Below are 13,005 nucleotides of genomic sequence, written 5' to 3'. Positions count from 1 at the left end.
GCTTGGCTTGCAGGCCAGTGCTGATGCGGTTTGTTGACCTGCTGGCGCGGCGGCTGAGATCGTTGAATGTCGCTTGCAGCAAAAATGCGATCCACCCCGCTAAAAATGAATTTTCCAAAGGGAAATATTTGAAAAATTTATTTCAATATAATACTTTCTTAGCACGCATTCGGGTTTTGCCCGGTCAGGTAGCGTGTGACGTTAAAGACTGCCTGCAGGGATCTATCACATCAAAGAGGCAAGAACATGAATATCACGGGTAACTTTATTGGCGGTAAAACTTCGCTGAGTGCCAGCAACGAAACGATTCCGGTCTACGATCCGGCTACCGGTAAAGCGGTACGCGAGCTGACGCAAAGTAGCGCGCAGGAAGTCGCCAATGCGATTGAAGTGGCACATAACGCCTTTGATGAATGGTCCCGCACCTCACCGCTGCGCCGTGCGCGAATTCTGTTTAACTTTAAAGCGCTGATGGAACAGCATCGGGATGAGCTGGCCGAGCTGATTGTCAGCGAACACGGCAAAGTATGGTCAGATGCGCTGGGTGAACTGACGCGTGGCCTCGAAGTCGTTGAGTTCGCCTGCGGTATTCCGCATCTGATTAAAGGGGAAAACTCCGCTGACGTCGGTACCGGCGTCGACAGCTACTCGCTGATGCAGCCGCTGGGCGTGGTAGCGGGTATTACCCCGTTTAACTTCCCGGCGATGGTGCCATTATGGATGTTCCCGATCGCGCTGGCCTGCGGTAACACCTTTGTACTGAAGCCGCCGGCGCTCGACCCTTCTGCTTCGGTGCGCATGGCCGAGTTGCTGACCGAAGCTGGCCTGCCGGACGGCGTGTTTAACGTGATTCACTGCTCGAATGAAGATGCAGAGCAGCTGTATACCGACCCGCGGGTGCAGGCGGTAAGCTTTGTCGGCTCGTCTGGCGTGGCGGAACATATTTATAAAACTGCCAGTGCGCACGGCAAGCGCGTGCAGGCGTTTGGCGCGGCGAAAAACCATGCCATCGTGATGCCGGATGCCGATCTCGATGCAACGGTTAATGCCATTATGGGCGGTGCCTTCGGATCTGCTGGCGAGCGCTGCATGGCGCTGCCGGTGGTGGTCGCTGTCGGTGATGATACTGCCGACAAGCTGATTGCAGCCCTGACGCCGCTGGTAAAAGCGTTGCGCGTCGGCCCTGGCATCCAGAAAGGCAATGACGAAAACGAAATGGGGCCGGTGGTTTCCGCTGCCCATCAGAAAAAGGTGCTCGGCTATATTGATAAAGGCGAGCAGGAAGGGGCGAAGCTGGTGGTCGATGGCCGCAATATCAGCGTCCCGGGTTATGACGAAGGTTACTACGTTGGCGGCACGCTTTTCGATAACGTCACCTCTGATATGGTGATCTGGCGTGAAGAGATTTTTGGACCGGTGCTGAGCATTATGCGTGCGCCAGATTATCAAAGCGCACTGCAACTGGTTAACAGTCACGAGTTTGGTAACGGCAGCGCAATTTTCACCAGCAATGGTCACACTGGCCGTGACTTTGTGCGGGAAGTTCAGGCGGGCATGGTTGGCGTTAACGTGCCGGTGCCGGTTCCGATGGCATTCCACAGCTTTGGCGGCTGGAAACGCTCGGTGTTTGGTGCGCTGAATGTGCATGGCCCGGATGGCGTGCGTTTTTATACCCGGATGAAAACCGCTACCGTGCGCTGGCCAAGCGGTCAGCAGACGGTGTCTGAATTCAGTATGCCAACCCTGGAATAATCACCGGGCACAGGAGAAGCCAATGTCTTTGTTAGCCAAATATCAACAACCGGATGCCAGTGGTCGCATCCAGCACGTCACGCCGGAAAGCGCAGGCTGGCGCTATGTGGGGTTTGACGCCTACCAGCTTAAGCAAGGGCAGACCCTGACGCTGGAAAGCGGCAATAAAGAGCTGTGTCTGGTGCTGGTCGCCGGGCTGGCGTCGGTCAAAACCCGGCATGCTGAGTTCCCGGGAATCGGCAAGCGCATGTCACCGTTTGAGCGTACACCACCCTATTCGGTGTATGTACCGCATGGCGATAAAGTGGAAGTGGTGGCCGATTCCGATCTTGAGCTGGCGGTATGTAATGCACCCGGCAATGGCAATCTGCCAGCGCGGCTGATTACGCCAGCGGATGTCGGCGTTGAACAGCGTGGTAAAGGGCGCAATAAGCGGCTGGTTCACAATATTCTGCCGGACAATAAACCTGCCGACAGCCTGCTGGTGGTTGAAGTGTATACCAATGAGGGCGATACCAGCTCTTATCCAAGCCATAAGCACGATCAGGAAAATTCAGAACACGAAACCTATCTGGAAGAGACCTATTATCATCGGTTCAATCCGGAGCAGGGTTTTGCGATGCAGCGTGTTTATACCGATGACCGCTCGCTCGATGAGTGCATGGCGGCGTATAACCGCGACGTGGTGACGGTGCCACGCGGTTATCATCCGGTGGCAACTATCGCCGGGTATGATAACTATTATCTGAACGTGATGGCCGGTCCGGTACGTCTGTGGAAATTTACCTGGGAGAAAGATCACGCCTGGGTAAACAGTGACGAATATCCACGCAGTAAATGACGGGCAGTGATGCTGGTAAGGGAGCCGAAAACGGCTCCCTTGCTATATATTGCAGTTATAACAGTCGGTTGTTGGGCGACTAACCGGCGTTATTCAGTGCCAGCGAGACCGCCAGCGTTTGCGCCAGACATAGCGACGCCACCTGCGAACGGAAGCCATCTACCTGCGCTTCACGCACCACAAAACAGATATCACTGAAGGCGGCCAGCGGGCTGACCTGGCTGTCGGTGATGGCAATCAGATGCGCGCCGCGCTTGGCTCCCAACTCCACCAACTCCACCGCTTCACGCGCGTAAGGTGAATAGCTGATGGCAATCACTACGTCCTTCGGGTTCACCATACTCAGCTGCTCGGTAAACATGCCGCCGAGGCCGTCGATCAGAAAAGCACGACGCTCAAGGTGGCGCAGCGCATAGGTCAGATAAGAGGCGACGCTGAACGAGCGACGCAGGCCGATAACATAAATATTTTCCGCTTCACTCAGCATCTGCACCGCTTTTTCCAGCTGCTCAGGATTGGTCTGCATCGCCAGCTGTTGCAGAGCCTGCGAGTTAACCATAGTGAAAACGTTGAGGATCTCAGCCGGGTTTTCCGGCGCGGCGGCATTCTCATCGGTAGCGGTCTGACGAAACAGCCGGGCGCGCTCGGTATAGTTGACCGTCTCTTCCATCAGATGCTGACGGAAAACTTGTTTCATTTCGTTGAAACCACTAAAGCCAAAAGCATTGGAGAAACGAATCAGGGTGGATGGCGGCACGTCAGCCTGCTGCGCAATCGAGGCAACGGTATCAAAAGCAATGCTGTTACTGTTATCAAGAATATAGCGAGCGACCTGTTTCAGGCGTTTGCTGAGAGTGTCATAACGACGACGAATGTCGTCCTGCAGCAGGGAGAGTTGAGTAGGGTTATTGGTCATCACTTCGGCTCGCTAAAATTATTGGCGTTTTGCTGAACGATATACTACCAGATGAATGGAAAATTTCACTTTATGACTAATATTGCCGAGTTTATTTCATGGCAATATGAATCACTTCACATTCTGTCGACTTACGTTCGGCGGAGATTAAAAAGGCGACCCGCCGGTCGCCTTAGCTGTTAATGCAGATTTATTGCGCCGGGCGCGCTTCGCGCCAGTAGCCGATAAGCCGCAAATAGTTGCTCTTCACCTGATTAATCAGCGACTGATCGTCCAGTTCGCCCTGAAGCCACTGACGTGAAGGCTGAGCGAAAATGGTGCGGCCAACGGCAAAGCCTTTTACCCATGATGCCTGCGCCGCGTCAGCAAAACCGGCTTTCAGCTTCTCTTCCGGTGCGTCCAGCCCCAGCAGCAGGATGCCGCGGCAGTGTGGATCCTGCTGTTCGATCAACTGGCCAATGGCCTGCCAGTTTTCCAGCGGCAGCGGTGGCAGTTTCCACCAGTCTGGCTGGATGCCGAGGCTGTAGAAGTGGCTGAGCATATCGTGATAGTAGGAGGGGTTATGATCAGGATTATCCTCCGGCAGAATCACTTCCAGCAGCAGTTCATGACCAGATTTATTGCAGCCGCGCCAGACGTCGAGGATCAGTTCATCCTGCTGCTGGCGCATCTCCGCGCTGTCGTGTGGGTGATAGAACACCAGGCATTTCACCACGTGCTCCTGCGGCCAGTCGATCAGCTGCGAGCCAATATTGCCATGCTCAAGACGCAGCGGGCGCGAGCTGGGTAGCTCAATCGGACGGCCAATCCACCAGCCTTTACCGGTAATTGCATTCAATGCCGTCTGGCCATAAGTGGTATCCGCCAGAATACCGCTGCGATGATCGAGACCGGCTTCTGCCGCTGCAGATTCCGCTGCTTTCAGTAACAAACTTTTCAGTTGTGGAATTCGTGATTCATCCACACCGGCTTCACGCGCCATTTCGGCCAGTTGCTTACGGTGATCAAAGGCAAAAACATTCAGTTCCTGCCACTGCTGTTTGCGTGTGGTGACGCGATGCAGATGGTTCAGGTGGGCATCAAGGTCCGGGCGTTTCACTTCGTTATCGCGACCGAGAAAATCATCCAGCTCTTCTTTGGTTGGCATCGCTGGCGCACAGCCGTGGCGGGAAACGACCAGCGCACCACAGGCGTTGGCATAGCGGCACGCCTGTTCCCAGCCTTCATCATTCAGCCAGCCGCGCAGCAGACCAGACATAAATGCATCGCCCGCGCCAAGCACGTTCAGCACTTCTACCCGCACACCGCTATGCAGACGGATCTGTTCCCAGCTGTCCGGAATCGCCTCTTCAAACACCACGCAGCCCATCGGGCCACGTTTACACACCAGCGTGGCGTTGGTCGCCTGACGCACATTTTTGAGCGCGGTCAGAGTGTCGGTGCTGCCACCGGCAATATGAAACTCTTCCTCGGTACCCACCACCAGATCGAAGTAGTGCAGCACTTCCTGCAGTTGCTGCGTCACGTGCTGTGATTCAATAAAGCGGGTTTCGCCATCGCCCAGCGAGGTCAGGCCCCAGAGCACCGGACGGTAGTCAATATCCAGCGCGGTGCGCAGACCGTGAGCTTTGGCAAATTCCAGCGCTTTCAGCACTGCGGCACGGGTATCCGGGTGTGACAGATGGGTGCCGGTTATCGCCAGCGCCCGTGAAGAGGCAATGTACTCCTCACGAATATCTTCTGGTTTCAGCCCCATATCAGCGCAGTTATCACGGTAGAAAATCAGCGGAAAGGACTCTTCATCTTTAATTCCGAGGATCACCAGCCCGGTCAGACGCGACGGGTCAGTGATCAGCGATTCGGTATCCACACCAACGCGTTGCAGCTCTTCACGCAGGAAACGGCCATTGTGCTCATCACCCACGCGCGCCAGCATCGCCGATTTCAGCCCCTGAATCGCGGTACCGTATGCGACATTACCGGACGAGCCGCCGAGATATTTGGAAAAGGTGCTCATATCTTCCAGTCGCGCACCAATCTGCTGACCATAAAGATCAACGGCGATGCGCCCGATACAAATCACATCAAGCCGCTTCTGTTGTGTACTCATACCTGTAGTTTCCTTCTGTGATAAGCAGACTCCGTCGGGCTTTGCGCCAATCACGCCACCAGCACGCGGGAAGACGTCTGGTGGATAAAATCGAAAGCCGCTCGAACCGGATTTAACATGTTTTGCAGTATGAGGAATAAAAATTCCAAGTTCAATATGAAATGAAATTATCACCCCAAAATTGTGAGGTAGATAAAACTCTGGCTGAGGCTGTGATCCAGGCGCGGTTTTTCAGAGCATATCCCGCCCGCCTGAAAGCGGCGAGCCGTACCGCAACACCGCCTTGCTATATAAAGAAAGCTGTTGAAGTGAAATGAAATTTCCTTTTTATCGCGTTGTAGTAGAGAGATGTTCCAATTAATGGACGCTGACAGCCGGTCAAATGTCGTTTCATCACAGAATTTGATCTCTCTCGCAAAATGAAATGTTTTTTCTGTAATTGTATTTAGTGGAAAAAATATTTGTTTATAATCGCCTCACGTTTCACTTATTTGCTGTCGCCTCTGACAGCACCCGATACCCAAAGGATGAGCACATGGGCACAATCAGATTAACTACCGCACAGGCGCTGGTCAGATTTCTGGATAACCAGTATTTGTCGGTAGACGGTGTGGAAACTAAATTCGTGAAAGGGATTTTCGCCATTTTCGGCCACGGAAATGTGCTCGGTCTGGGTCAGGCGCTGGAGCAGGACAGCGGCGATCTGGTGGTGCATCAGGGGCGCAATGAGCAGGGGATGGCTCATGCGGCAATTGGCTTCGCCAAACAGAAACTGCGCCGTCAAATCATCGCCTGTACCTCATCTGTCGGGCCGGGTGCGGCAAATATGATTACCGCCGCGGGCACTGCCAGCGCTAACCGTATTCCACTGTTACTGCTGCCGGGCGATGTGTTTGCCACGCGCCAGCCCGATCCGGTGCTGCAACAGATTGAGCAGAGTTACGATCTGAGCATCAGCACCAATGATGCCTTCCGTGCGGTCAGCAAATACTGGGATCGTATTAACCGCCCTGAACAGCTGATGACGGCCTGTATTAATGCCATGCGCGTGCTGACCGATCCGGCTGAAACCGGAGCCGTCACTCTTTCGCTGCCGCAGGATGTGCAGGGCGAAGCCTGGGATTTCCCGGACTATTTCTTCCAGAAACGCGTACACCGTCTCGATCGCCGCCTGCCGACGCTGGCCCAGCTGCAGGATGCGCTGAAACTGTTGGCCGGCAAACGCAAGCCGCTGATTATTTGCGGCGGTGGGGTGAAATATTCCGAAGCCGGTGAAGCGCTGCGTCAGTTTGCCGAGCGCCATAATATCCCGTTTGCCGAAACGCAGGCCGGTAAAGGCACCATCGTTTCCGATCATCCACTGAATGTCGGTGGCGTGGGTGAAACCGGTTGTCTGGCGGCCAACCTGCTGGCGAAAGAGGCCGATTTGGTGATTGGCGTTGGCACCCGTTATACCGATTTTACCACCGCATCTAAATGGATCTTCCAGAACCCGGAAGTCAGCTTCCTGAATATTAACGTCAGCAATTTCGACAGTTATAAGCTCGACGGCGTTCAGCTGGTGGCCGATGCGCGTGAAGCGCTGACGGCACTGGACGGTCGCCTGGCCGCGCAGGGCTTTACCAGCGGCTGGGGCGAACAGGTCAGCCAGGCGCAGAGCAAGTTGCTGAAAGAGACCCAGCGTGTTTATCAGGTTGAGTACAGCGGGGCTGATTTTATTCCGGAAATTGCCGATGGCATCGACCGTGAAGCGCTGTTCGCGGAGTTTAATCGTCTGACCAACTCCTTCCTGACGCAGAGCAGCGTCCTCGGCACGCTTAACGAGCAGCTCCCAAAGAATGCGGTGATCGTCGCCGCAGCGGGGAGTTTACCTGGCGATCTGCAACGCGTGTGGCGCACCAAAGATTACAACAGTTACCACGTCGAATATGGCTACTCCTGTATGGGGTATGAAGTCAATGCCTCGCTGGGCGTCAAGCTGGCAGAGCCGCATCGGGAGGTCTACACGCTGGTCGGCGACGGCTCGTTTATGATGCTGCACTCCGAACTGGTGACCTCCATTCAGGAAGGCGCCAAGATCAACGTGGTGCTGTTCGACAATATGACCAACGGCTGCATTAACAATCTACAGATGGAACACGGCATGGACAGCTTTACCACCGAGTTCCGCTTCCGTAATGCCGAAGGTGGCAAACTGAACGGCGGGTTTGTGCCGGTGGACTTCGCGGCGATTGCGGCTGGATACGGCTGTAAAACTTACCGCGTTACCACACTGGCGGAGCTGAAGCAGGCGCTGGAAGATGCCCGTCAGCAAACCGTTTCAACGCTTATCGATATCAAAGTGCTGCCAAAAACCATGGTGCACAAATACTTCAGCTGGTGGCACGTTGGCGGCGCGCAGGTTTCGACCTCCGATCGCGTTGATGCCGTCGCTAAAATGCTCAACGAACATGTTGATCAGGCGCGTAAGTATTGATTTAACAGCTTTATCTGATGCGGGATAACCCGCATCGATCATAAAAAAATCAGCCCCAACCCTACAAAATTCCGGAGTTATCATGACGCTACGTTTAGGTGTTATCGGCACAGGTGCCATCGGTCAGGAACATATTCGTCGCTGCAGCAAAGTCCTGCAAGGGGCAGAAGTGGTGGCGGTTTCAGATATTAATGTTGAGGGCGCGCGCGCGGCGCTGGCTAAGCTCGGCCTTAATGCAGAAGTGTATGCCGACGGTCATGAGGTGGTGAAGTCTGCTGACGTTGATGCGCTGCTGGTCACCTCATGGGATCCGACGCATGAAGAGTTCACGCTGGCCGCGATTGCCGCAGGTAAACCGGTATTTTGTGAAAAACCGCTGGCGATGTCTGCTGAGGGCTGCCGCCGTATTGTTGATGCTGAGATTAAATTCGGTAAGCGTCTGGTTCAGGTTGGCTTTATGCGTCCGTATGACGCCGGCTATGTGGCGCTGAAAAAGGTTATCAGCGCCGGAGAGATTGGCGAGCCGCTGATGCTGCACTGCGCGCACCGTAATCCGACGGTACCGGAAAGCTATACCACCGATATGGCAATTACCAACACCCTGATTCATGAGCTGGATGTGCTGCGCTGGCTGACTGAAGATGACTACAAGTCGGTACAGGTCGTGTTCCCACGTACCACCTCGAAGTCACATGCCAAACTGAAAGATCCGCAAATTGTGCTGTTTGAAACCAACAAAGGTATTCGTATCGACGTCGAAATCTTTGTTAACTGTGCTTACGGCTACGACATCCAGTGCGAAGTGGTGGGTGAAAGCGGAATTGCCAAACTTCCCGAACCTTCGTCAGTGCTGATGCGCAAAGATGCCAAACTGTCTGAAACCATTCTGACCGACTGGAAAGACCGCTTTATTGATGCTTATGACGTTGAACTGCAAGCGTTTATCAATGACGCGACGGCGGGACAGCTAAAAGGTCCATCGGCCTGGGATGGCTACGCCGCGTCAGTCGCAGCGGATGCCTGTATCAAAGCCCAAAACAGCGGTGCCATTGAGCCGGTTGAACTGCCTGCGCGTCCGGCATTCTACGACAAATAAACTGCAACAGCTCCCCGCTGCGTGCGGGGGGATCTCCCCTTTATATTGTTGTACGTTGGAGAGACTGATGAAAATTGCTTTTGATGTTGATGTCATAAAAGATTTAGGCATCACCAAAATGGTTCACCAGGTTGCCGACTGGCGCTACAAATATATTGAGCAGTCGCCGCATCCGCAAATCAACCCGTTCTATAAACATCCGAAAGCCAGCCGCGAAATTATCACTGAATATAAAAACGCGCTAAGGGCAACGGGCGTCGAGCTTTCCTCGTTTATCGTGGTTTATCGCTGGTCAGGCCCGGACGAAGCGCGGCGCCAGGCGGCGGTGCGTAACTGGAAACGCATGATTGAGATCGCGGTAGAAATGGGCGTACAGGTGATTAATACCGAGCTTTCTGGCACCCCGAACGAGCCGGAAATCTGCGAAGAGATGTTCTATCGCTCGATGGAAGATCTGCTGCCGATTATTGAGCGAGAAGGTATTCGTATCGAAATTCAGTCGCACCCGTGGGACTTCTGTGAAGAGAACAATGAAACCGTCGATCTGGTGAAGTCGTTCCGCAGTGAGAACGTCAAGTACCTTTACAGCGTGCCGCACACATTCTTCTATGACAAAGGGAAGGGCGATGTGAAAAGCATGCTGGAGTACGCCGGTGACGATCTGTCGCATGTGTTAATTGCTGATACCATGAACCACACCAAGCATTGTCGCTACATCGTTAACCCGCCGGGCGTGGATGCCACTATTCACCAGCATGTTGGCGTCGGTGAGGGTGAAGTTGATTTCGACACGCTGTTTAAGACGCTGCGCGAAACCGATTTTGCCACCCGCAGCTACAAAGTGGGCGGCGAACCGATTATTGCCGCTTCGCTGTTTGGTTATCCGGAAAAAATGAAGTATCAGGCAGTGGAAACCCGCGAGCTGATTGAGCGCGAATTACTGAGCAAATAAACGTATCCGTAGGGGCGGCGAGATCGCCGTTCCTGGAGGCATCACGATGAATAAAGATCATGTAAAACTGGCGATTGCGCCAATCGGCTGGACTAACGACGATATGCCGGAGCTGGGTAAAGAGAATACTTTCCAGCAGACGGTCAGTGAAATGGCGCTGGCCGGCTTTACTGGCAGTGAGGTGGGCAGTAAATATCCGCGCGATCCGGCTGTGTTAAAGCCGATGCTGGAGATCCGGGGTATCCAGATTTGTAACGCCTGGTTCAGCACCTTTTTTGCCCAGGGCGATAAAGCAAAAACCATCGACGAGTTCATTAATCATATGAACTTCCTGCACGCGATGGGTGCTAAGGTGATTGGTTGTTCCGAGCAGAGCAAGAGTATTCAGGGCACGGAGCTGGCAGTTCTGGAGCAGAAACCGCACTTTACTGATGAAGAGTGGCAGCTCACGGCAGACGGCTATAACGAGCTGGCGAAAATCGCCGCGGAAAAAGGCATGCAGGTGTGTCTGCATCACCATATGGGCACGGCAATTCAGACCAATGCAGAAGTTGATCGCTTTATGTCGCTGACCAATGATGATGTGTTCCTGCTGTTTGATACCGGCCACGCCTACTACTCTGAAGGTTCGCAGCAGGAGATGCTGGCGCTGCTGAAGAAGTACCTGCCGCGTATTAATCATGTGCATCTGAAAGATGTGCGTGATGAGATTGTGGCGCAGGTTCGTCGCGAGAGCCTGTCATTCCTTGATGGCGTCAAAAAAGGCACTTTTACCGTTCCGGGTGATGGCGTTATCGATTTCAAACCGGTGTTCAAAATTCTCGACGATTATGGCTATAAAGGCTGGATGGTGGTAGAAGCCGAGCAGGATCCGGCATTAGCGAATCCGTTCGAGTATGCGGTAAAAGCGCGGAAATATATCCGCGAGACGGCGGGTATTTAATCCGCTGTTACGCAGGGGCGGCACACTGCCGCCCCTCATGATTGATTACTTCAGCGTGATGGTATTAATAATATTATCCGCTGCGATCTGCGCCTGCTGCTGATTATCAGCCGGCAAGGTAATTTGCATTGTCAGCAGTTTGCCATCCACTTTTGCCAGCACCACTGAAGACCAGGCAGACTGATTATTCGCCGAGATCACCGTGTTCAGCTGCTGCACCGTCTGGCCCTTCAGCTCGACAGATTTATTGGTCACTACCTGCAACTGTGGGTCGCGGTTACGCTGTTGGTCTTCCAGACGCTTAGCCAGTACATCCAGCCCTTCGTTGGTGGTATCACCGACAATAATAATCACCGCTTTCTGGCCGGATTCGTCGGCATACACGTGCATATTATTCGCCTGAGTACCCAGCTTTCCGCTCTTGTCGGACATATCTGCTGGCAGGTTAAAACTCAGTTTACCGTCAAGCAGGCTGATAGTTTGAGTGGACTGGCTGCTGCTGACGCCATGAGTATCGGCTGCTGCTTTGTCATCTTTTCCGTCACAGGCGGCTAAGCCCATTACCAGTAAACCTATTCCTACATATTTCGCTAAATTACGCATCAGGTTCCCTTTATCTATTCGCGTACGGAGTGTCAGGCATTGATACCCGCGATACTTCAATCAGCAGATCGAATTTCTCAGGCTATATACAAACCAAATCAGTCACTAAATGCAACCGACTTACTGTCACAGAATATAGCCTTTGCTGACAACACCAGTGAGATGTTATCCGAAATTCAGCCCGGCGTTAGTGCTGCGCTCGGCCAGACGCTTTAACGCGGCGTTAAGCAGTAGGCCATAGGCTGGCAAGAAGAACACCATGCAAATCAGCACCTTAAAGCAGTAATCCACCAGCGCGATCTCCATCCAGTTTTGCGCCATAAACGGATCGGTGCTCTTATAGAAGGCGATAAAGAAGAAGGCGAGGGTGTCGCTGATATTGCCGAGGAACATCGCCGCTGCCGGAGCAATCCACCATTTAGCGTTACGGCGCAGGCGATTAAACACGTGCACATCAAGAATTTGCCCCAGCGCGTAAGCCATAAAACTGGCGCAGGCAATGCGGGCAACAAACAGATTCATCTGGCGTAAAGCCTCCAGACCCTGCCACTCACCCTGATAAAACAGTGAAGAGAGCGCGTAAGAGATAAATAGCGCCGGAATCATCACCATCAGAATGATGCGTCGTGCCAGTGGCGCGCCAAAAATACGCACGGTCAGGTCGGTCGCGAGAAAGATAAACGGAAAGCTAAACGCACCCCAGGTGGTGTGAAGGCCAAAAACGGAGATCGGCAGCTGCACCAGATAATTACTGGAAGTGATCACCAGCAGGTGAAATAGCGACAGCCATACCAGCGCATAAGCGCGCTGACGCGGAGTAAACGGAATCATATGTAGCCTTTTTAACAGTGGGGTGAGGGAACCCAGCAGAAATTTGTGGTGTTATTGATAGCAAGCTAATGCTTTCAACCGGCCGGAATCTTACCGATTTCACTTTTCAATGCAATGGTTAATTTTAACGCAAACGTTAACGTCCGGCATCTTACTTGCACGCCTGGCGCGCAGGGGTAAAATAAGCCGCAATGTTGTCTTTACGTTGATGAGAGTGTTATGAGCGATATTTTCGCCGAAGCCGACCAGACTCTGGATGCGCTCGGTCTGCGCTGCCCTGAACCTGTAATGATGGTGCGTAAAACCGTGCGGAATATGCAGCCGGGCGAAACGCTGCTGATTATTGCTGACGATCCCGCCACTACCCGCGATATTCCCGGCTTTTGTCGCTTTATGGAACATACTTTGCTGGCAGAGTCCGTCGAGCAACTGCCGTATAAGTATTTGTTGAAGAAAGGATTGTAAGCAAAACTGCGCCGGTAAGG

Annotated in this window: 11 protein-coding genes; 7 read left to right on the top strand and 4 right to left on the bottom strand. The window is 53.3% G+C overall.

Features of this window, described 5'->3' with window-relative positions:
- The first annotated feature begins 246 nt into the window (after positions 1 to 246).
- Positions 247 to 1,752: a CoA-acylating methylmalonate-semialdehyde dehydrogenase gene (locus ACP3TC_RS20440; protein WP_313855046.1), complete on the top strand. Its 1,506-nt coding sequence runs from the start codon at positions 247 to 249 to the stop codon at positions 1,750 to 1,752.
- Between the two features lie 22 nt (positions 1,753 to 1,774).
- Entirely contained in the window at positions 1,775 to 2,593 is an 819-nt protein-coding gene (gene iolB / locus ACP3TC_RS20435) for a 5-deoxy-glucuronate isomerase (protein WP_426817136.1), read from the top strand.
- Between the two features lie 79 nt (positions 2,594 to 2,672).
- Here the strand turns inward: iolB and ACP3TC_RS20430 are convergent, their stop codons facing one another.
- Positions 2,673 to 3,509 (bottom strand): MurR/RpiR family transcriptional regulator, encoded by an 837-nt coding sequence (locus ACP3TC_RS20430; protein ID WP_313855048.1) that lies wholly within the window; start codon positions 3,507 to 3,509, stop codon positions 2,673 to 2,675.
- Between the two features lie 190 nt (positions 3,510 to 3,699).
- Complete coding sequence (locus ACP3TC_RS20425) at positions 3,700 to 5,619, bottom strand: bifunctional 5-dehydro-2-deoxygluconokinase/5-dehydro-2-deoxyphosphogluconate aldolase (RefSeq protein ID WP_313855049.1); 1,920 nt, start codon at positions 5,617 to 5,619, stop codon at positions 3,700 to 3,702.
- A gap of 535 nt (positions 5,620 to 6,154) precedes the next feature.
- Between ACP3TC_RS20425 and iolD the strand changes: the two genes are divergently transcribed.
- The 4 genes from iolD to iolE all read left to right on the top strand — a co-directional run bounded on the left by iolD (position 6,155) and on the right by iolE (position 11,086).
- A complete protein-coding gene (gene iolD / locus ACP3TC_RS20420) occupies positions 6,155 to 8,095 on the top strand; it encodes a 3D-(3,5/4)-trihydroxycyclohexane-1,2-dione acylhydrolase (decyclizing) (protein WP_313855050.1) in 1,941 nt (646 codons plus the stop codon).
- Between the two features lie 82 nt (positions 8,096 to 8,177).
- The gene (locus ACP3TC_RS20415) at positions 8,178 to 9,191 is read left to right on the top strand and encodes a Gfo/Idh/MocA family protein (protein WP_313855052.1); all 1,014 of its coding nucleotides are present in this window, start codon (positions 8,178 to 8,180) and stop codon (positions 9,189 to 9,191) included.
- A 67-nt stretch (positions 9,192 to 9,258) separates the two neighbouring features.
- On the top strand, positions 9,259 to 10,143 hold the full coding sequence (locus ACP3TC_RS20410) for a sugar phosphate isomerase/epimerase family protein (RefSeq protein ID WP_426817135.1): 885 nt from the start codon (positions 9,259 to 9,261) through the stop codon (positions 10,141 to 10,143).
- 46 nt (positions 10,144 to 10,189) lie between these two features.
- Positions 10,190 to 11,086 (top strand): myo-inosose-2 dehydratase, encoded by an 897-nt coding sequence (gene iolE, locus ACP3TC_RS20405; protein ID WP_426817134.1) that lies wholly within the window; start codon positions 10,190 to 10,192, stop codon positions 11,084 to 11,086.
- A gap of 45 nt (positions 11,087 to 11,131) precedes the next feature.
- On the opposite strand, the gene ACP3TC_RS20400 is transcribed toward iolE, so the two are convergent.
- Together ACP3TC_RS20400 and ACP3TC_RS20395 are read right to left on the bottom strand one after the other, a co-directional pair.
- Positions 11,132 to 11,689, bottom strand: coding sequence for a DcrB family lipoprotein (locus tag ACP3TC_RS20400; protein ID WP_426817133.1), 558 nt, complete (start codon positions 11,687 to 11,689; stop codon positions 11,132 to 11,134).
- A 165-nt stretch (positions 11,690 to 11,854) separates the two neighbouring features.
- Positions 11,855 to 12,520, bottom strand: coding sequence for a 7-cyano-7-deazaguanine/7-aminomethyl-7-deazaguanine transporter (locus ACP3TC_RS20395; RefSeq protein WP_426817132.1), 666 nt, complete (start codon positions 12,518 to 12,520; stop codon positions 11,855 to 11,857).
- Between the two features lie 219 nt (positions 12,521 to 12,739).
- On the opposite strand from ACP3TC_RS20395, the gene tusA reads away from it, so the two are divergent.
- Positions 12,740 to 12,985: a sulfurtransferase TusA gene (gene tusA, locus ACP3TC_RS20390; protein ID WP_313855062.1), complete on the top strand. Its 246-nt coding sequence runs from the start codon at positions 12,740 to 12,742 to the stop codon at positions 12,983 to 12,985.
- Positions 12,986 to 13,005 lie beyond the last annotated feature (20 nt).

Source organism: Winslowiella sp. 2C04, assembly GCF_050037805.1.
Taxonomy (GTDB): domain Bacteria; phylum Pseudomonadota; class Gammaproteobacteria; order Enterobacterales; family Enterobacteriaceae; genus Erwinia; species Erwinia toletana_A.
Note: the sequence above shows the minus strand (reverse complement) of the source record. Positions and strands in the feature narration are given on the sequence as shown.

Bases quoted from the DNA above. Each gene is read 5' to 3' on its own strand.
- tusA (WP_313855062.1), top strand. From the start codon at position 12,740: ATGAGCGATATTTTCGCCGAAGCCGACCAGACTCTGGATGCGCTCGGT.
- iolB (WP_426817136.1), top strand. From the start codon at position 1,775: ATGTCTTTGTTAGCCAAATATCAACAACCGGATGCCAGTGGTCGCATC.
- ACP3TC_RS20400 (WP_426817133.1), bottom strand. From the start codon at position 11,689: ATGCGTAATTTAGCGAAATATGTAGGAATAGGTTTACTGGTAATGGGC.
- ACP3TC_RS20395 (WP_426817132.1), bottom strand. From the start codon at position 12,520: ATGATTCCGTTTACTCCGCGTCAGCGCGCTTATGCGCTGGTATGGCTG.
- iolE (WP_426817134.1), top strand. From the start codon at position 10,190: ATGAATAAAGATCATGTAAAACTGGCGATTGCGCCAATCGGCTGGACT.
- ACP3TC_RS20440 (WP_313855046.1), top strand. From the start codon at position 247: ATGAATATCACGGGTAACTTTATTGGCGGTAAAACTTCGCTGAGTGCC.
- ACP3TC_RS20430 (WP_313855048.1), bottom strand. From the start codon at position 3,509: ATGACCAATAACCCTACTCAACTCTCCCTGCTGCAGGACGACATTCGT.
- iolD (WP_313855050.1), top strand. From the start codon at position 6,155: ATGGGCACAATCAGATTAACTACCGCACAGGCGCTGGTCAGATTTCTG.
- ACP3TC_RS20415 (WP_313855052.1), top strand. From the start codon at position 8,178: ATGACGCTACGTTTAGGTGTTATCGGCACAGGTGCCATCGGTCAGGAA.
- ACP3TC_RS20410 (WP_426817135.1), top strand. From the start codon at position 9,259: ATGAAAATTGCTTTTGATGTTGATGTCATAAAAGATTTAGGCATCACC.
- ACP3TC_RS20425 (WP_313855049.1), bottom strand. From the start codon at position 5,619: ATGAGTACACAACAGAAGCGGCTTGATGTGATTTGTATCGGGCGCATC.